This is a genomic window from Thalassococcus sp. BH17M4-6 (assembly GCF_049323015.1).
Taxonomy (GTDB): Bacteria; Pseudomonadota; Alphaproteobacteria; order Rhodobacterales; family Rhodobacteraceae; genus Puniceibacterium.
Genome location: NZ_JBMPGU010000012.1, coordinates 31,504 through 48,709, shown reverse-complemented (window position 1 = coordinate 48,709; position 17,206 = coordinate 31,504). Strand labels below are relative to the sequence as shown.

The following is a 17,206-nucleotide window of genomic DNA, read 5'->3' as shown; positions in this document are numbered from 1 at the left end:
TGCATCCCGCAATGTTCAGCCGACCTGACGTCTACAATAGTCGATAGCATCCCGGAAGGTATCAGTAAGCGCTGTGCGTTCCGCCGGAGAGCTTGAGGGTACGCGAAAATACAGTGATTTCGGCACATAATCAATTTGGCACATGTCACCTCCCGAGCATCGTTGACCAAAGCGCTTTCGAAACCACCGACGCTTGGAACTTGATGGGTTATCAACCCGGTAGATCGCCGTCGCCTTTTCCTCTGTCACAAAATAGCTGAATCCTGCCCCGTCATCTTCCTTCCCTGGGGTAAGGAAGAAAACCGAATTGTTTCCATGAAGAGCCGGAAGAGAAACTGTTGTGCTTGTTGAAATGATAGACCGATCCGGAGCAAGCCGAAGCGTTTCGACCGTGAGAGTGCAGTTGGAGACACTGGCTTGTGTGATATCCACCTCTGGCTTCTCAGCCTCATGGTTGATCAACCAAATGAGCTTCGTTATGGGATCTTCAGATTCAGAATAAGCAGTTGAATTACCAACCAAAAACATGCCAGCGATGCACGCTGTCAGTATGATCGTAAAGTACCGCTGGGACATGTCGGACCTAACTTAGTCATTTGACATTTAGTGCAACGTTGGCGTTTCACGGAATCAGTATAGCCAGTTTCCAAAAAAGCAGCCATTCAAACTGGCGGACGCAATGGCGGGAAAGTCCGCACTGCCGACCTTGCAGCCACCCCTTCTGCACCACGATATCTCCTACATGATAACCGGCTGCTCTCAGCCCTCTCCCAGCTTCGGGGCGGCACGGTCCAGCACCAGATCCGCATCCGAAAACCGGAACGGACCGCGCACGCCGGGCACGCCTTCGGGGGCGATCTGCATGCCGCGGGCCTGCACCTGCGGGTCGGCCATCACCTCGGCCATGTCGTTGATCGGACCGGCGGGGACGCCTTGCGCCTCGCAGGCGGCCAGAAGGTCGGCTTTGGTGCGCTGCAAGGTCGCCTCGGTCAGGCGGCGGATCATCTCGGGCCGGTTGGCGACGCGGTCGGCATTGGTGAGGTAATCGGGATCGGTGGCCATGTCGTCCAGATCAAGCAAGGCGCACAGCCGCCGGTACTGCGCGTCGTTGCCGGTGGCGATGATGATGAACCCGTCGGCGCAGTCGAAGACCTGGTAGGGCGTGAGGTTGGGATGATAATTGCCAGTCCGCCCCGGCGGCGTGCCGGTGGCGAGATAGTTCATCGCCTGATTGGCGGTCGCGGACACGGCGCAATCCAGCAACGCCATGTCGATATGCTGGCCGCGCCCTGTGGCATGGCGCTGGTGCACGGCGGCAAGGATCGCCGTCACCGAATAAAGCCCTGTGAACAGATCCGTCACCGCCACACCCGCGCGCTGCGGCTGGCCGTCGGGATCGCCGGTGATCGACATCAGCCCCGACATGCCCTGAATGATATAGTCGTAGCCCGCGCGGTGCGCATAAGGCCCATCCTGCCCGAAGCCGGTGATCGAACAATAGATAAGCCCGGGGTTCAGCGCCGACAGGCTGGCGTAGTCCATGCCGTATTTCGCCAGTCCGCCGACCTTGAAATTCTCGATCAGGATATCGGCATCGGCCACCAGATCGCGCATCCTGGCCTGGCCTTCGGGGCTGGCCAGATCGACCGTCATCGAGGATTTGCCGCGATTGCACGAATGGAAATAGGCTGCCGAGCGGTCGCCGTCGTGGTCGATGAAGGGCGGCCCCCAGCGGCGGGTGTCATCGCCTTGGGGTGCCTCGACCTTGATGACCTCGGCGCCCAGATCGGCAAGCGTCTGACCGGCCCAGGGGCCGGCCAGGATACGCGCCAGTTCGATGACCTTGAGACCGGCCAGCGGACCGGCCGGGGCCGATACGGGCATCAGTCCAGCTTTTCGTCCAGGATGGCCGAAAAGTCGGCGTAGTTCATGTTCGAATACTTCTGGCCGTCGATGATGAAGGTCGGCGTCGACTGCACGTCGTCGGCGGTGGCGTTTTCCTGATACCAGGCCACCAGCGTGCGCAGCTTGTCGCCATCGGTCAGGCAGCTTTCCAGCTGATCCTTGTCGAGCCCGGCAATCAGGCCGATCTTGCGCAGTTCGTCCGCAATGGCGCCATCGGCCCCGGCGCGGACCCATTCGGACTGGCCCTTGTAGATCAGGTCGGTGATGCCGAAGAATTTCGACGGTTCGCAGCGCGCGATCATCGACGCCCACATGCCATACTTGTCGAAATAGACCTCGCGGTAGGTGAACTTGATCTTGCCGGTGTCAATGTAGTTCGCCTTGAGCTGATCGTAGACCGTGCTGTGGAAGGTCGCACAGTGCGGGCAGGTGAAAGAGGCGTATTCGATCACCTCGACCGGGGCATCCTCTTGACCCAGAACCATGTCCTGCACGGTGCTGGTATCGACCTCGGCCTCTTGCGCGTTTGCGGCGCCCGAAGGCAACTCTGCCGGGGTGGTGCCGGAGTTCTGACTGATCCACAGGCCCCCGCCCGCGATAAGGGCGATGGCGAGCGCGGCGACGGCGATCATACGGTTCATGCTTCTACCTCTGTTCGTTTTGCCAAGCCACGGTAACGGCTCAGCCTTTGGCTTTGGATATGACGTTTGTGGCCAGACGTTCAAGCGCTGCGCGCAATCCGTCGTCGCTGACGCCCTTTGCGGTTTCGCGCGCCCGGCTGACCACTTCGGGCGGCGGGGCCGTGTCCGCCGCCGCCTTCGGGCGGTGTTCGAACGACACCCTGCCTTCGGAAAATCCGGTGGCGGCGGTCTGGGTCACGCGCACCCGGGCGATGGCGTTGTAGCCGTAGACGGCGTTGACCTTGGCGCGGATCTGTTCCTTCTGCATCTCGAGCATCGGGGCCTGCGCGCCGGTGGTAAGCAGGGTCAGCGTGGCTCCGAACCCGCCCTTGGCATAGCTGATATCGACCGGCCGGCTGATCGCGGCCACATCCTCGCCCGCGATTTCCGGCCAATGAGTCAGCACCCGGGATTGCGCAAAACCGCGGCTTTCGCTGGCACGCCGGATCTGGCCCTGCAACAGGCTGGATGTGCGGGCAAAACCCTTCTTGTTGCGTGGTCGCTGGCTCATGCCTTGAATCCCTGTGACGCTTTCTATTCTAAAGGGCGCAGCCTTCCGCGACCAGCCCGAACCGCAGCCCGCCGATCAACAAGGAGTAACCCGTGCGTGATCCCGCCGACCCCGCCGACCTGCTGGACTGGTACGACCGGCATGCGCGCGTCATGCCCTGGCGTGTCGGTCCGCAGGACCGGCGAAACGGGGTGCGGCCCGATCCCTACCGGGTCTGGCTGTCCGAGATCATGCTGCAGCAGACGACCGTCGCGGCGGTGCGCGACTACTTCGTCAAGTTCACCACGCTCTGGCCCCGGGTGACCGACCTGGCCGCGGCCGCGGATGCCGACGTGATGGCGGCCTGGGCGGGCCTGGGATACTACGCCCGCGCCCGCAACTTGCTGAAATGCGCGCGGGTCGTGGCCAGCGATCACGGCGGCCGGTTTCCCGAGAACCATGACCAGCTTTTGACGCTGCCGGGCATCGGCCCATATACCGCCGCCGCGATCAGCGCCATCGCCTTCGACGCCCCCGAAACCGTGGTCGACGGCAATGTCGAGCGGGTGATGGCGCGGCTTTACGACGAACACACGCCCCTGCCCGCGGCCAAGCCGATCCTGACCGATCATGCCCGCGCCCTGACGCCGCAGCACCGCCCCGGCGACTATGCCCAGGCGGTGATGGACCTGGGTGCCACCATCTGCACGCCGCGCAAGCCGGCCTGCGGGCTGTGCCCGTGGCGGTCCTCCTGCGTGGCCTGGGCCAACGGCACCGCGGCAGAACTGCCGCGCAAGTCGCCCAAGAAGAAAAAACCGACCAGGCTCGGGATCGCCTATCTCGCCCGGCGGGTCGACGGGGCGTGGCTGCTGGAAACCCGGCCCGAAAAGGGCCTGCTGGGGGGCATGCTGGGATGGCCGGGATCCGATTGGAGCGATGCGCCCGAAGACGCCCCGCCGATCCGCGCCGAATGGCGCGAGCTGAGCGAAGAGGCCCGCCACACCTTCACGCATTTCCACCTGCGCCTGCGGGTGCGCACGGCGCTTGTCCCGATGGACCGCGAACCCCAGCGCGGCACCTTCCGCCCGGCCGAGGATTTCAGTCCCGCGGACCTGCCCACGGTGATGCGCAAGGCCTTTGACCTGGCGCATCCCGCGAAGTGAGGTCGTTCCCCCGCACCTGGGCCGCGATTACCCCCTTTTCTGCGCAGCACCGCCGCAATTCCGCCGCCTGCCTGCGCTAGGACCACCGCACGTGACGTCCCTGTTGGCGCGGCTGCGCTGTGGGTGTAGATTCTCGCGAAACCAAGTGAGGCATGCCAGATGGCCGAGCAGTCCGTCCCGCACTCCCGACCGCTTTCCCACTTTGCCGCGGCGCTGCCGTTCTGGCTGTCGCTGGCGCTTGTTCCGCTGGTCTGGGTCGGCGCGGTTCAGGGCGGCTGGTGGGTGCTGCTCCCGGTCGCGGCGACCTGGTATCTCTTTTCGGCGCTCGACGCGGCGCTTGGCCTCAACCTCGACAATGCCGATCCGCAGACCGGCGAGGACCAGCTTTTCTGGTACAAGCTCGTCACGCTGGTCTGGGTACCGCTGCAGTTCGTGTCGCTTTTCGGGCTGATCTGGTACATGGGCCGGGCCGAGCATCTGACCGGATGGGAACGCTTCGGGGTCTTCTTCGGGACCGGCGTGATGACCGGCACGATCGGCATCAACTATGCGCACGAGCTGATGCATCAGAAAAACCGGCTGGAACGTGGGCTGGCGGACCTGCTGCTGGCGATGGTGCTTTATTCGCATTTCCGGTCGGAACACCTGCTGGTGCATCATCGCTATGTGGGCACCCCGCGCGATCCGGTGACGGCACGCTACAACGAGGGATTTCACCGGTTTTACCCCCGGGTACTGCGGCAATCCCTGGCGTCGGCCTTCCGGGCCGAGGCGGCGATGCTGGCGCGCCGGGGCCGGGCGTGGCACCACCTGTCCAACCCCTTCTGGAAATACGCCGCACTGCAGCTGCTGATGCTGGCGCTGGCTTTCGGCCTGGGCGGCTGGACGGGCCTGCTGTTCTTCGTCGTGCAGGCCGGTGTCGCGATCTGGCAGCTTGAGCTTGTGAACTACGTCGAACACTACGGGCTGACGCGGAAATACCTGGGTGACGGCAAGTATGAACACGTGCTGCCCCGGCATTCCTGGAATGCGGCGCATACCGCGTCGAACTGGCTGTTGATCAACCTGCAACGACATTCGGATCATCACTACAAGCCCGACCGCCGCTTTCCGCTGTTGCAAACCTACCCGGACCGCGAGGCGCCGCAGCTGCCCTACGGCTATCCGGTCATGACCATGGCCGCGATGGTGCCGCCGCTCTGGCGGCGGCTGATGAACCCGCGCGTGCGGCAATGGCGCCGCACCTACTATCCCGAGATCACCGACTGGACGCCGTACAACACCGCGCAGGTCCCCGGCGAAGACGCCCGCCAGGGCGGATAAGCCGCTCCTCAACTCGGTGCGGAGGTTCCTCGCAGCGCGGGCAGGCCGACGCCGGTGCTGTCGAACCCGCCATCGGCGGCCAGAACCTGCCCGGTCACATAAGACGCCTTGTCCGAACACAGGAAGGTGATCACCTCGGCCAGCTCCCGCTCGGACCCGTAGCGGTTGAGCGGGATGGCATCGTGATAGGCGTCGATGATCTCTTGCGTATGCACCGCCATCGCCAGCTTGGTGCGCACCGGCCCCGGGCAGACGCAATTCGCCCGGATGCCGTATTCGCCCAGCTCCGCCGCCTGCTGCTTGGTCAGCTGGATCACCGCCGCCTTCGACGTCCCATAGGCCACCCGCAGCGTCGAGGCGCGCAGGCCGCTGATCGAGGCGATGTTCAGAATCGCGCCGCGCGTTTCCTTCAGCGCCGGGGTCAGCGCCTGCGAACACAGGAACACACCATCAAGGTTGGTCTCCATCACCCGCCGCCATTTGGCGAAATCGGTCTCCTCGATCGGGCCGAACTCGGCCACGCCCGCGTTGTTGACCAGCGCATCGACCCGTCCGGCCCAGGCCAGCGCATCGCGTGTCATGGCCGTCACATCCTCAGGCACCGACACGTCGCGCACCAGCGGCGTCACGCTTTGCCGGATGCCCGCCGCCTCCTCCAGCGCGGCGCCGTCGCGATCGACCATGACCACGCGCCAGCCCATTTCCAGAAAAAGATCCGTCGTCGCGAGCCCGATCCCCCGCGCCGCACCGGTCACCACTGCCGTCTTCTGATCCATATCGTCCCCTCCACCTGCCCGGCCTTTTGACACGGCCTGTCGGAAGGGAAAAGATCAGACGCGCATCAGATCCGGCACATCCCCGGTCAACCCCGCCGCCTCGCGGATAAAGGCGCGGCGCAGCGCGGGCGCCGATTGCACCGCCCGCATGCCCAGATCGCGCAGCCCCCGCAGCAACGCCCGATCGTTCGAGAAGATGCGGTTGAAGACATCGGTCGCCAGCGCCAGCGTCGCAGTGTCGAACCGCCGCCAGACCTCGTAGCGCGCCAGCACCTGCGGGCTCGCGATATCCTCGCCCCGCCGCCCCGCATGCGCCAGCACATGCACCAGAGCCGCCACGTCGCGCAGCCCGGCATTCAGCCCCTGTCCCGCGATCGGATGCACCCCATGCGCCGCATCGCCCACCAGCGCCAGACGCTCGGCCACGAACCGATCCGCCAGACTCAGCCCAAGCGGATAGCTGAACCGCGCCCCGGCCAGGTCAATGTCGCCCAGGAAATCTCCGAACCGCGGGCGCAACACCTGCAGATACGCCGCTGCGTCCAGCGCGTTGATGTCCTCGGCCAGCCCCCTGCGTTCGCTCCAGACGATGGAGGACCGGTTGCCGGTCAGCGGCAGGATGGCCAGCGGCCCCGACGGCAGGAAAAGCTGATGCGCGGTACCGTTGTGCGGCCGCTCATGCGCGATGGCGCAGACCAGCGCCGTCTGGTCATAGCCCCAGTGCAGCCGCCCGATTCCAGCCCTTTCGCGGGTGCCAGACGCCCGTCCGTCCGCGCCGACGATCAGCCGCCCGCGCAGGACCTTGCCCGAGGCCAGCGTGACCGAGGCACTCCGCGCCTCCACGCTTTGCGCCACGACCGTCTCGGGCGCCAGGTGCGTGATCCGGTCCGACGCCGCCATGGCCGCCAGCAGAACTCCGCGCAGATGCCGGTCTTCGACCATGAAGCCCATCGGGCCTTCCTCGATCTCGGCATGATCGAAATGCAGCCCCAGAAAGGCCGCACCGTCGCCCACGCGCCCGTCGGTCACCTTGATTTCGAGCATCGGCTGGGCCGCCGCCTCCAGCCGCGGCCAAAGCCCAAGCCGCGCCAGCATCCGCTGCGACGCCAGCGCCAGCGCGTAGGATCGTCCGTCAAAGGCCGGATCGGCGCGCGCCTCGCCCGGCAGCGCGTCGATCACGGTCACATCCAGCCCTGCCTTCGCGAGGCCAAGCGCCAATGCCGCGCCGTTCAATCCGCCGCCCACGACGATGATGTCGGTCATGTCCTTCATGCCGCGCAATATGACCGCCCGGCCCGGATTGTCCATGCGCCCCACTGCCGCTGGCCCCCCTTTCCCGCCCCCCGCTCTTGCACTAGCCTCGCAGCGAAACCGACAGGAGGCCCGCATGACCGACCCGACCCGCCAGAGCGCCGCAAGCCTGGGCCGTGCCATCGGCGCGGGCAAGATCGACCCGGTCGACCTGACCGAGGCGTTCCTGGACACCATCGACAGCCACCCTCACGCCAGCCGCATCTATGCGCGCACCACGCCAGACCGCGCCCGGGCCGAGGCCCGCGCCGCCGCCCTTCGGGCCAAGCGCGGCCAAAGGCTGTCGCCGCTCGACGGGGTGCCGGTCAGCTGGAAGGATCTCTTCGACACCGCCGGTGTCGCGACCGAGGCCGGCTCGGCCCTGCTGAGCGGCCGCACCCCGGACCGCGACGCGCCGGTGTTGGCCCGGGCCACCGCCATGGGCCTGGTGTGCCTTGGCAAGACCCATATGTCGGAACTGGCCTTCTCCGGCCTCGGCCTCAACCCGGTCACCGCCACCCCGCCCTGCGTCAACGACGAAAACGCGGTGGCCGGCGGTTCCTCGTCGGGGGCGGCCACCTCGGTCGCCTTCGGGCTGGCCGCCGCCGCCGTGGGGTCGGACACCGGCGGTTCCGTGCGCATTCCCGCCGCCTGGAACGACCTCGTCGGCCTCAAGACCACCGCCGGGCGCCTGCCGCTTTCGGGCACCGTGCCGCTGGCCGCCCGGTTCGACACCATCGGCCCGCTCTGCCGCACGGTCGAGGATGCCGCCCTCATGCTCGCCGCCCTCGAAGCCGGCGCACCGATCGACACGCGCCAGTGCCCGCCCCTGAAAGGCCGCCGGTTCGCCGCGCTGCAGACGCTTGTGCATGACGACATCCGGCCCGCCCCCGCCGCCGCCTATGCCGCCGCCATCGACCGGCTGCGCGACGCGGGCGCGGTGATCGAAAAGATCGCCTTCCCCGAACTCACCGGCCCGATGGGCGATTCCGGCATCCTCTACACGACCGAAGCCTGGGGGACCTGGTCGCACGCGATCACCGCCCAGCCGGACCTCATGTTCGCACCGATCCGAGAACGCTTCGAAGGCGGCAAACAGGTCTCGGGGGCGGATTATGTCGCGGCCTGGCGGCGGCTCGACGCGGTGCGTGCGCTCTGGCACGAGCGTACCGCCGGGTTCGACGCGGTGCTCTGCCCCTCGGCCCCCAACATGCCACCGCAGATCGACAAGCTGATGGAGCAGGGCGACTATTACGTCACCGAAAACCTTCTCACGCTGCGCAACACCCGGGTCGGCAACCTCATGGGGGTCTGCGCCTTGACCCTGCCCACCGCGACGCCATCCTGCGGGCTGCAGGTCCTGGGCTCTTCCATGGCCGAGGAACGCCTGCTGCGGCTCGGCCTCTCGATCGAAGCAGCCTTGACGCACTAGGCGCGCCCGCCCCCTTCTTCTTGGCAAAATATCTCCAGAGAGCACGAGAGACAGCGTCTCTCGTATCGCCCCGCGGGCGATCCCCCCGGGGCCGCACCTTGACACCCGTGCCCGCCCCCCGCATGAAGCGCGCGACATCAGCGCAAAGGGCACCCCATGGCTTCCGAACCCAAAAAGGGCAACGCGATCATCGAGACGATCAAGACCGTGGTCTACGCCCTTCTGATCGCCGGGATCTTCCGCACCCTGTTCTTTCAGCCGTTCTGGATTCCCTCCGGCTCGATGAAGAACACGCTGCTGATCGGCGATTTCCTGTTCGTGAACAAGATGGCCTACGGCTATTCCTATGCGTCCTGCCCGACGGTCTTCATCCCGCAGATCGGCATCAACATCGACGCCGCCGACATCTGCGGATTCCTCGACGGCGACAATTCCCGCATCCTGGGGGGCGAACCGCAGCGCGGCGACGTCGTGGTCTTCCGCCACCCGGTCACCGGGCGCGACTTCATCAAGCGGCTGATCGGCCTGCCCGGCGAAACCATCCAGGTCCGGGATTCGGTACTCTACATCAACGGCGCACCGGTAGAGTTGACGCCCGACGGTACCTTCGAAGAGGTGGCCGAACCGCAGGGGCCGCAGGCCCTGCGCCCGCGCTGCGCCAACGGTCCCGTCGGCGACGGCGGCATCTGCGTCAAGGACCAGTTCATCGAAACCCTGCCCAACGGCGTCAGCCACCCGATCCTCAACATCGGGCTGCAGGGATCGGACAACACGCCGGTCTACACCGTGCCTGAGGGGCATTATTTCTTCATGGGCGACAACCGCGACAATTCTTCGGACAGCCGCGTGCCGTCGGTCGCGGGCGGCGTCGGTTTCGTGCCGTATGAAAACATCGTCGGTCGCGCCGACCGGATCATGTTCTCGTCTGCCGGGCGGTCGATGCTCTATTTCTGGACCTGGCGGCCGGATCGCTTCTTCAAGGGGATCGAGTGAAGCTTTCCGCCGATCTCAAGGCGCTTCAGACGCGCATCGGGCATGACTTCAAGCGGCCCGAGCTTGTCCTGCGCGCGGTGACCCATTCGTCGATGTCGGGGCCCAACCGCGATGACAACCAGCGGCTCGAGTTTCTGGGCGACCGGGTGCTGGGCCTGGTGATGGCCGAGGCGCTGCTGGCCGCCGACCGCGCCGCCGCCGAGGGGCTGCTGGCGCCGCGCTTCAACGCGCTGGTGCGCAAGGAAACCTGCGCCGAGGTCGCCCGCCAGATCGATCTTGGCGCGGCGCTGAAACTGGGGCGGTCGGAAATGCTGTCGGGCGGGCGCCGGAAAGAGGCGCTCCTGGGCGACGCGATGGAGGCGGTGATCGCTGCGGTCTATCTCGACGCGGGCTTTGACGCCGCCAAGGCGATGATCCTGCGGCTTTGGGGGGAGCGTATCCACACCGTCGAAGAGGACAGCCGCGACGCCAAGACCGCGTTGCAGGAATGGGCCCAGGCGCGCGGCCAGCAACCGCCCAGCTACACCGAAACCGCCCGCTCCGGCCCCGATCACGCGCCGGTCTTCACAATCCGCGCCACCCTGGCCGACGGCCAGCATGCCGAAGCTACCGCCGGATCCAAGCGCGCTGCCGAACAGGCCGCCGCCCGCGCGCTGCTGGATCGCCTTTCAGACGGCGCATCGTGACAGACAACCTGCGCGGCAGCGCCTTCATGGTGCTTGCGATGCTGGGCTTCGCACTGGAAGACGCGTTCTTCAAATCCGCCACCGGCCTTGGCAGCGTCAGTCCCGGCGTGGGCACTGTCATGTTCGGGCTGCTGGCGTTCACGATCTTCGCCGGAATCGCGCGCGCCAAGCAGATCCCGCTCTGGCATCCGGCCTATCTGCAGCGCGGCCTGCTGATCCGCACGGGGTTCGAGATCTGCGGCAGGCTCTTTTTCGCGCTGGCGCTGGCCTACACACCGCTCTCGACGACCTCTGCCATCCTGCAGGCCGCGCCGCTGGTGGTGACGCTGGGGGCGGTGCTGGTGCTGGGCGAAACCGTGGGGCCGCGCCGCTGGGCGGCGATGGCGGTGGGGTTCGCAGGTGTGCTGATGATCCTGCGGCCCACCCCGTCGGGCTTCGAGGCAAGCGCAATCTTCGCGGTGCTGGGCATGATCGGGTTCGCCGGGCGCGATCTGGCCACCCGCACCAGCCCCGCGCAGGTCCACAGCGCGCAGCTTGGCCTGCTGGGCTTTGCGGTGGTGACCCTGGCAGGCGCGATCATCATTCTTTTCGAAGCCGGGCCACCCGCACTGCCCGGTGCCGATGCCGCGCTGCGGATCTGCGGCACGGCGTTCTGCGGCGTGCTGGGCTATTCGGCGCTGACCCGCGCGATGCGCACCGGAGAGGTATCGGTCGTCGCCCCGTTCCGCTACAGCCGCCTGATTTTTGCGCTGATCATCGCGGTGGCCATCTTCGGCGAACGGCCCGACGCAATGACCCTTGCCGGGGCTGCGCTGATCGTCGTATCGGGCGGCTACACCCTGCTGCGCAGCCGACCCGAAAGACGACTTCCATGACCGACGCCACCGCCCCCCGCCTTGCCGATTGTCCGAACTGGATCTACCTGCTGCGCGAATTCGAAAGCCTCTATCGCCACGGCTCTGCCGGGGGCAGCAAGGCGATCCGCAGCCACCGCAAGCGGGTGCGCGAAACGCTGACATCGGTGATCGACGGCAACCCCGCCATGCGCCAGCGGGCACCGGTGCTCAAGCCGGTGACCGCCCATCTCGACCGGGCGCTTGATCTGGCTGAACGCGACGTGCTGGCCGGGCTGGGGCGCGCGCTGGCGCGGGTCCGGCAGGATCTGACCTGGGAATGGGGCTATGAAAAGATGCCCCGCGCGCTGGAACGCAAATACGCCTATTGCGAGGTTCTGGGACCGCAGGGGCCGGTCTTTTCGGAACGGCTGGTGCTGGGCTTCGTGCTCTTTGCGCCGAAAACCACCTATCCCCAGCACAGCCACAAGGAGATCGAGGAAAGCTATATCTCGGTGGCCGGGGCCTGGTCGGAAAACGACAGCGCGGTCTTTGCACCGGGATCGCTGATCCTCAACCGCTCTGAGCACGAGCACCGCATCACCACGGGCGAACGTGAACCCTGCCTGCTGGCCTATGCCTGGGTCGGCAGCAGCGACCGGCTGGCCGCCCCCGGCATGAAACTCAGCTACCGCCGCAAATCCGCGCCAGCGGTCTGACCGGCCTTCGGACACGGCCTGACAATCCCTCTCTGGCCCTTGGCCGCGAATTCGCCTATAGCCGCAGACTTGCAACCGTCCACAGGTCCCCAAATGCCCACACGCGCCGGATTCGTCGCCCTGATCGGAGAGCCCAATGCGGGCAAATCCACCCTCACCAACCGCATGGTGGGGGCCAAGGTGTCGATCGTCACCCACAAGGTCCAGACCACCCGCGCGCGCATCCGCGGCGTCGCCATCGAAGGCGACACGCAGATCGTCTTTGTCGACACGCCCGGGCTCTTCGCGCCCAAGCGCCGCCTCGACCGCGCCATGGTTGCCGCAGCCTGGTCAGGCGCATCCGACGCCGACGTCGTCGTGCTGCTGATCGAGGCGCACCGCGGGGTCACCGCAGGCGTCAAGAACATCCTCGACGGGCTGCAGGATATCGGCAAGGGCCGGAAGATCGCGCTGGCCATCAACAAGATCGACCGCGTCAAGGCCGAGGCGCTGCTGGCACTGAGCCAGGAGATGAACGAGGCCTATCCCTTTGCCCGCACCTTCATGATTTCCGCTGAAAAGGGCCACGGGGTAGACGACCTGCGCGCATGGCTGGCCGGTGAACTGCCCGAAGGGCCGTGGCTTTATCCCGAGGATCAGATCGCCGATCTGCCCATGCGGATGATCGCGGCTGAAATGACCCGTGAAAAGCTGACGCTGCGGCTGCACCAGGAACTGCCCTACCAGTTGACGGTGGAGACCGAGAATTGGGAAGAACGCGCCGACGGCACCGCCCGGATCGACCAGGTGGTGTACGTCGCGCGCGAAGGGCACAAGGGCATCCTGCTGGGGCATCGCGGCGAGACCATCAAGGCCGTGTCCAAAGCGTCGCGCGAAGAGCTCGAAGAGTTTCTGGGCCGCCGCGTGCACCTTTTCCTGCAGGTCAAGGTGCGGGAAAAATGGCTCGAGGAATCCGAGCGCTACTCGGAAATGGGCCTGAATTTCAAGGACGGAAATGCCTGAGCCGCGGCTGGCTGCGGGTTTCTGGGTTCAGGCCTATCTACGCCGCCTGTCGTTGCACGACATCCCCGCCTTCGTCACCGCCCATGGCGACGACACGGCGGGCGCGGCTCTGATCAAGCTGAACACGCTGGACGGGCAGGCCCGTGCCTATACCCGGATGTTCGATCTCGCGACCGGGGCGCAGATCTGGACCGAACTGACCGGCGGGGAGGAGGCCGAGGTCGATGCCGCCATCGCCCGCCAGCGCAGCTTTGATTCCGATCTGTGGGTCATTGAGGTCGAGGATCGGCAGGGGCGTCACCTGCTGGACGAGGACGGTCTGAGCTGAGCCGACGCGCCAGCGCCACCATCCCCAGACCCAGAAGCCAGAACGTCACTCCAAGCCCGAGGATCCAGAGCGCCACCTGGTCCCAGCCGATCCGCGGCGGGTCGATGAAGAAATAGGGATGCCGCCCGTCAACCTCTCCGCGCAAAAGAGCGTAAGCGAGGTAGAACGCAGGCCAGCCCAGCCACCAGACCGCGTGGATGCGGCGCAGCCCCATCTTGGGCGCAAAGGCCCACCACCAAAGCGCCAGGGCGCCCGGCACCGCCGAATGCATGCCCTGATCGGTCCACCAGCGCAGGCCCGAAAGGTCGCGCGACAGGATGCCGTGATAGACCAGCGCCACGATCCCCATCCACAGCGTCAGCCCCGCCGCCCATCCCGCCGGGATGCGCCAGCCCGCCGCCACCGCGGTCAGCGCCGCAGCCACCAGGCCGTTGGTCAGGATGGTGAAATACCGCCCCGTGCGCCAAAGCTCCTGCCAGAGTGTCCAATGCGGCCGCCGGTCCAGCCCGACCTGCACATGCATCACCAGAACGGCCCAGGCCAAAAGGGCGATCAGGGCGGCGAAACTGCGGGCACTCATAGACATGGGGCTTAGATGGGGCACGCGCTGACGCGAGACAACCCCACCCCGGCGCTGCCGTTGCGGCCGCCCCTAGCGGTCCGGGCCGATGCCGTCCTCGGGGTTCCAGTCGACGTCGTAAGCCTCTTTGACGTGGCGCTGGAAATAGTCGCGGAAGGGCGCGAAACCGGTCGCGACCTTGGCAACCTCGCCCCGGCCCATGACCAGCACCTGCGTATCCTCCAGCGCGCGGACGGTACCGGTGCGGCGGGTTTTGCCAAAGATGACCCTGTCGCCGAAGATCTCTCCGGGGCCGATGCGGCTGACGGTTTCGGCGCCTGTCTCGGGATCGGCGATGCGCAGTTCGACCGCGCCCGAGATCACCGAATAGACACCGTCGGAGCGGTTGCCAGCTTCGAACACCCGGTCGCCCGCACGGTAATGCACGTAGCGCGCGCCGCCCGATTCCTCTGACTGGATCTGCACGGTGCTGCGGGAAAACCCGTCGATGAACCAGTTCAGCAGCACCGTCACCTTGGTGCGCAGCCCCGGCAGGAACGACAGGTAATAGGCGCGCCAAAGCAGCCAGGCCGGGTAGCCGCGAAAGGTCATGCCCCAGACCTCGGCCACGCCGCGATGCGCGCCAAGCGACGCAAGCGCACCCTGCGATGTGTATTCGAACGGCTGCAACGGACGGCCGTCGATGCTGGCCGCGATGTTCTTCGCCAGGCACCGCGCCTCGCGCACGGCGAACTGCGCAGTGGGCGGGGCGAAATCGCCCCGTTCGGTGGCCCCGTCCTTCATCGGGATCAGCGCGCAGTCGCCCAGGCTCCAGACATTCTCGGCCCCCTGCGCCTGCAGGTGGCGGTTGACCGCGATCCGGCCGTGCATCGTCTCGAGCGGCATGTCCTGCACCACGGGCGAGGGCGTGTTGCCGATGGTGGCGACGATGGTGCGGGTGCCGATGATCTCTCCGGTCGTGGTCTCGAGCGAGGTGCCGGTGGCGGATTTCACCCCGGTGTTCAACATGACCTCGAACCCGCGATCCTCCAGCGTCTTCTGCGCGTAGGTGGCCAGCGTTTCGGGCAATTCTGCCAGCACGCGGTCCATGAATTCGATCAGGACGATCCGCACTTCCTTGCGCGAGATGTTGCTGTAGTCGCTCAGCGCCCGGTCGATCATCTCGCCCAGCTCGCCTGCGGTTTCGATCCCGGAAAAGCCCGCGCCGACGATGCAGAAGGTCAGCGCCTCCTGCTTGACCTGCGGCAGCGCGGTGATGTCGGCGTGTTCCAGCCGTTCCAGCACATGCGCGCGCAGGCGGCGCGCGTCGTCGAGCGTTTTCATCGTCAGCGCGTGATCGGTCAGCCCCGGCGTTCGCGACAGGTCGACCCCCTGCCCCAGCGCCACGACCAGATGATCATAGGACACCTCCGTCGGGCGGCGCTGCACACCCTGAAAGACCGTGACGATGCGCCGGTCGGTATCCACGGACGAGATGCGCGCCTTGCGCACCCGCACCCCGCGCAAGAGCTTGCGCAGCGGCGACACCGCATGCATCGCGGTGATCGACCCGGCGCCGACCTCGGGCAAGAGCGGCTGGAAAACGAAATAGTTGGTGTTGTTGATGATCTCGATCTCGGCGCGGCTGCCCAGCTGCTTGCGCAATTCACGCGCTGCGAACATGCCGCCGAAACCGCCGCCCAAGATCAGGATTTTCGGTGCCATGGTCGCCGTGCCTTTCTGTCGATCACGATAACGCTAGCGCGCGCGCCGCCGGGTTCCAATGCGCAATCCTGCCAGAGCCCCGGAACGGGGTTGCGCCGGACCACCCGCGGACGCACCTTGCGCAGATGGACTGGCGCGATACCGGCATACTTCTGACCGCCCGGCGGCACGGCGAAACCTCGGCCATCCTGGACGTGTTCACCGCCGCGCACGGTCGGCACGCGGGCATCCTGCGCGGCGGTACGTCGCGCAAGATCGCGCCCAGCCTGCAGCCGGGCGCGCAGCTTGACCTGAGCTGGCGTGCCCGGCTTGAGGATCATCTGGGCACCTACGCGGTCGAGCCCCAGCGATCGCGGGCAGCGGTTGCCATGGCCGACCCGCTGTCGCTTTCGGGGCTGAACGCGGTGGTGGCGCTTTTGGCGTTCTGCCTGCCCGAACGCGAATCGCACCCCGCACTTTATGCCAGGACCGAACAGTTGCTCGATCTTCTGGGCCAGACCGACCTCTGGCCGCTGGCCTATCTGCGCTGGGAAATGGCGCTGCTGGACGAGATGGGGTTCGGCCTTGACCTGTCGGCCTGTGCCGCAACCGGCGGCAACGATCACCTGATCTATGTCTCGCCCCGGACCGGGCGGGCGGTGTCCGCGTCTGGTGCCGGGGACTGGGCCGACCGGCTGCTGCCGCTGCCGCCGGTGATGCTGGGCGAGGGGCTGGGCCCGGATCACGAGGTGCTGACCGCGCTTGGCACCACCGGGCATTTCCTGTCGCGGCATCTGGCGGCAAGCCTTGGCGACAAACCGCTTCCAGCGGCGCGAGGCACCTTTGTCGACCGGTTCAGCCGTCGGGCTGCTGGCTAAAGATCATTTCGCGCCCCGCATCGTTCGACAGCCGCAGCGTGCCTTCCTCGACTTTCACCAAGGTCATTTCGGACAGCGCGGTCAGGAACGCCTGTTCCGCGGCAAGATCGGGACAGGCCCGGCGGGTTACTGCCAATGGCCCGGCGTTGAACCACGGGTAAGGCACGGTCTGCGTCCCCGAAAAGCTGTTGCAAGGAGCCTGCCCGCTGATCCGCCCCGGTGCGGGGAAAGAAAGGGTCGCGCGGGCGCCGACCGGCGCGCCATCGATGCTTTGCAGGACAAAGCTGCGCTCGCCCGCGCCGTAGGAAAACACCGTTTCATCCTGCGCACAGGCGGATACGAAGGCCAGACAGGCAAGAAATTTGAACCGCATGCCTCCGCCTTAGCGCAGCTTTGCTGAGCAGGGCAAGCCGGACATCGCGCCGTCTTCCCTGTCCGGGCAATC

19 protein-coding genes are annotated in these 17,206 nt (G+C 66.4%); 10 read left to right on the top strand and 9 right to left on the bottom strand.

Annotation, left to right across the window (positions count from 1 at the left end; genetic code table 11):
* Positions 1 to 15 precede the first annotated feature (15 nt).
* The 4 genes from ACOXXX_RS16350 to ACOXXX_RS16335 form a co-directional block, all read right to left on the bottom strand.
* The gene (locus ACOXXX_RS16350) at positions 16 to 576 is read right to left on the bottom strand and encodes a hypothetical protein (RefSeq protein ID WP_422827680.1); all 561 of its coding nucleotides are present in this window, start codon (positions 574 to 576) and stop codon (positions 16 to 18) included.
* Positions 577 to 759: 183 nt separating this feature from the next.
* The gene (locus ACOXXX_RS16345) at positions 760 to 1,884 is read right to left on the bottom strand and encodes a CaiB/BaiF CoA transferase family protein (protein ID WP_422827679.1); all 1,125 of its coding nucleotides are present in this window, start codon (positions 1,882 to 1,884) and stop codon (positions 760 to 762) included.
* Positions 1,884 to 2,546: a DsbA family protein gene (locus ACOXXX_RS16340; protein WP_422827678.1), complete on the bottom strand. Its 663-nt coding sequence runs from the start codon at positions 2,544 to 2,546 to the stop codon at positions 1,884 to 1,886. The genes ACOXXX_RS16345 and ACOXXX_RS16340 overlap by 1 nt, the downstream gene beginning before the upstream one ends.
* 40 nt (positions 2,547 to 2,586) lie before the next feature.
* Complete coding sequence (locus ACOXXX_RS16335; RefSeq protein ID WP_422827677.1) at positions 2,587 to 3,096, bottom strand: DUF721 domain-containing protein; 510 nt, start codon at positions 3,094 to 3,096, stop codon at positions 2,587 to 2,589.
* Positions 3,097 to 3,188: 92 nt separating this feature from the next.
* Between ACOXXX_RS16335 and mutY the strand changes: the two genes are divergently transcribed.
* Both mutY and ACOXXX_RS16325 read left to right on the top strand, forming a co-directional pair.
* Positions 3,189 to 4,238: an A/G-specific adenine glycosylase gene (mutY, locus tag ACOXXX_RS16330; protein WP_422827676.1), complete on the top strand. Its 1,050-nt coding sequence runs from the start codon at positions 3,189 to 3,191 to the stop codon at positions 4,236 to 4,238.
* A gap of 159 nt (positions 4,239 to 4,397) precedes the next feature.
* Positions 4,398 to 5,561 (top strand): alkane 1-monooxygenase, encoded by a 1,164-nt coding sequence (locus tag ACOXXX_RS16325; protein ID WP_422827675.1) that lies wholly within the window; start codon positions 4,398 to 4,400, stop codon positions 5,559 to 5,561.
* Positions 5,562 to 5,569: 8 nt separating this feature from the next.
* On the opposite strand, the gene ACOXXX_RS16320 is transcribed toward ACOXXX_RS16325, so the two are convergent.
* Positions 5,570 to 6,337 (bottom strand): SDR family NAD(P)-dependent oxidoreductase, encoded by a 768-nt coding sequence (locus ACOXXX_RS16320; protein ID WP_422827674.1) that lies wholly within the window; start codon positions 6,335 to 6,337, stop codon positions 5,570 to 5,572.
* Positions 6,338 to 6,391: 54 nt separating this feature from the next.
* Positions 6,392 to 7,645, bottom strand: coding sequence for a UbiH/UbiF/VisC/COQ6 family ubiquinone biosynthesis hydroxylase (locus tag ACOXXX_RS16315; RefSeq protein ID WP_422827673.1), 1,254 nt, complete (start codon positions 7,643 to 7,645; stop codon positions 6,392 to 6,394).
* Between the two features lie 79 nt (positions 7,646 to 7,724).
* On the opposite strand from ACOXXX_RS16315, the gene ACOXXX_RS16310 reads away from it, so the two are divergent.
* From ACOXXX_RS16310 to ACOXXX_RS16280, 7 genes are all read left to right on the top strand, one after another.
* Positions 7,725 to 9,059 carry an amidase gene (locus ACOXXX_RS16310; RefSeq protein WP_422827672.1) on the top strand — a complete coding sequence of 445 codons (1,335 nt, stop codon included), beginning with the start codon at positions 7,725 to 7,727 and terminating at the stop codon, positions 9,057 to 9,059.
* A 156-nt stretch (positions 9,060 to 9,215) separates the two neighbouring features.
* Positions 9,216 to 10,052, top strand: coding sequence for a signal peptidase I (lepB, locus tag ACOXXX_RS16305; RefSeq protein WP_422827671.1), 837 nt, complete (start codon positions 9,216 to 9,218; stop codon positions 10,050 to 10,052).
* Positions 10,049 to 10,738, top strand: a complete 690-nt coding sequence (gene rnc / locus ACOXXX_RS16300) for a ribonuclease III (RefSeq protein WP_422827670.1) — start codon at positions 10,049 to 10,051, stop codon at positions 10,736 to 10,738. Before lepB ends, rnc begins: the two co-directional genes overlap by 4 nt.
* A complete protein-coding gene (locus tag ACOXXX_RS16295) occupies positions 10,735 to 11,613 on the top strand; it encodes a DMT family transporter (RefSeq protein ID WP_422827669.1) in 879 nt (292 codons plus the stop codon). Before rnc ends, ACOXXX_RS16295 begins: the two co-directional genes overlap by 4 nt.
* Positions 11,610 to 12,290, top strand: coding sequence for a dimethylsulfonioproprionate lyase family protein (locus ACOXXX_RS16290; RefSeq protein WP_422827668.1), 681 nt, complete (start codon positions 11,610 to 11,612; stop codon positions 12,288 to 12,290). Before ACOXXX_RS16295 ends, ACOXXX_RS16290 begins: the two co-directional genes overlap by 4 nt.
* Before the next feature lie 93 nt (positions 12,291 to 12,383).
* Complete coding sequence (gene era / locus ACOXXX_RS16285) at positions 12,384 to 13,292, top strand: GTPase Era (RefSeq protein ID WP_422827667.1); 909 nt, start codon at positions 12,384 to 12,386, stop codon at positions 13,290 to 13,292.
* A complete protein-coding gene (locus tag ACOXXX_RS16280) occupies positions 13,285 to 13,620 on the top strand; it encodes a DUF1491 family protein (RefSeq protein WP_422827666.1) in 336 nt (111 codons plus the stop codon). Before era ends, ACOXXX_RS16280 begins: the two co-directional genes overlap by 8 nt.
* Here the strand turns inward: ACOXXX_RS16280 and ACOXXX_RS16275 are convergent.
* Complete coding sequence (locus ACOXXX_RS16275; RefSeq protein ID WP_422827665.1) at positions 13,562 to 14,206, bottom strand: Pr6Pr family membrane protein; 645 nt, start codon at positions 14,204 to 14,206, stop codon at positions 13,562 to 13,564. The two genes, ACOXXX_RS16280 and ACOXXX_RS16275, sit on opposite strands and share 59 nt — an antisense overlap.
* 66 nt (positions 14,207 to 14,272) lie before the next feature.
* Entirely contained in the window at positions 14,273 to 15,904 is a 1,632-nt protein-coding gene (locus tag ACOXXX_RS16270) for an FAD-dependent oxidoreductase (protein ID WP_422827664.1), read from the bottom strand.
* Positions 15,905 to 16,029: 125 nt separating this feature from the next.
* On the opposite strand from ACOXXX_RS16270, the gene recO reads away from it, so the two are divergent.
* On the top strand, positions 16,030 to 16,761 hold the full coding sequence (gene recO, locus ACOXXX_RS16265) for a DNA repair protein RecO (protein ID WP_422827663.1): 732 nt from the start codon (positions 16,030 to 16,032) through the stop codon (positions 16,759 to 16,761).
* Here the strand turns inward: recO and ACOXXX_RS16260 are convergent.
* Complete coding sequence (locus ACOXXX_RS16260) at positions 16,739 to 17,134, bottom strand: META domain-containing protein (RefSeq protein WP_422827662.1); 396 nt, start codon at positions 17,132 to 17,134, stop codon at positions 16,739 to 16,741. The genes recO and ACOXXX_RS16260 overlap by 23 nt on opposite strands.
* Positions 17,135 to 17,206 lie beyond the last annotated feature (72 nt).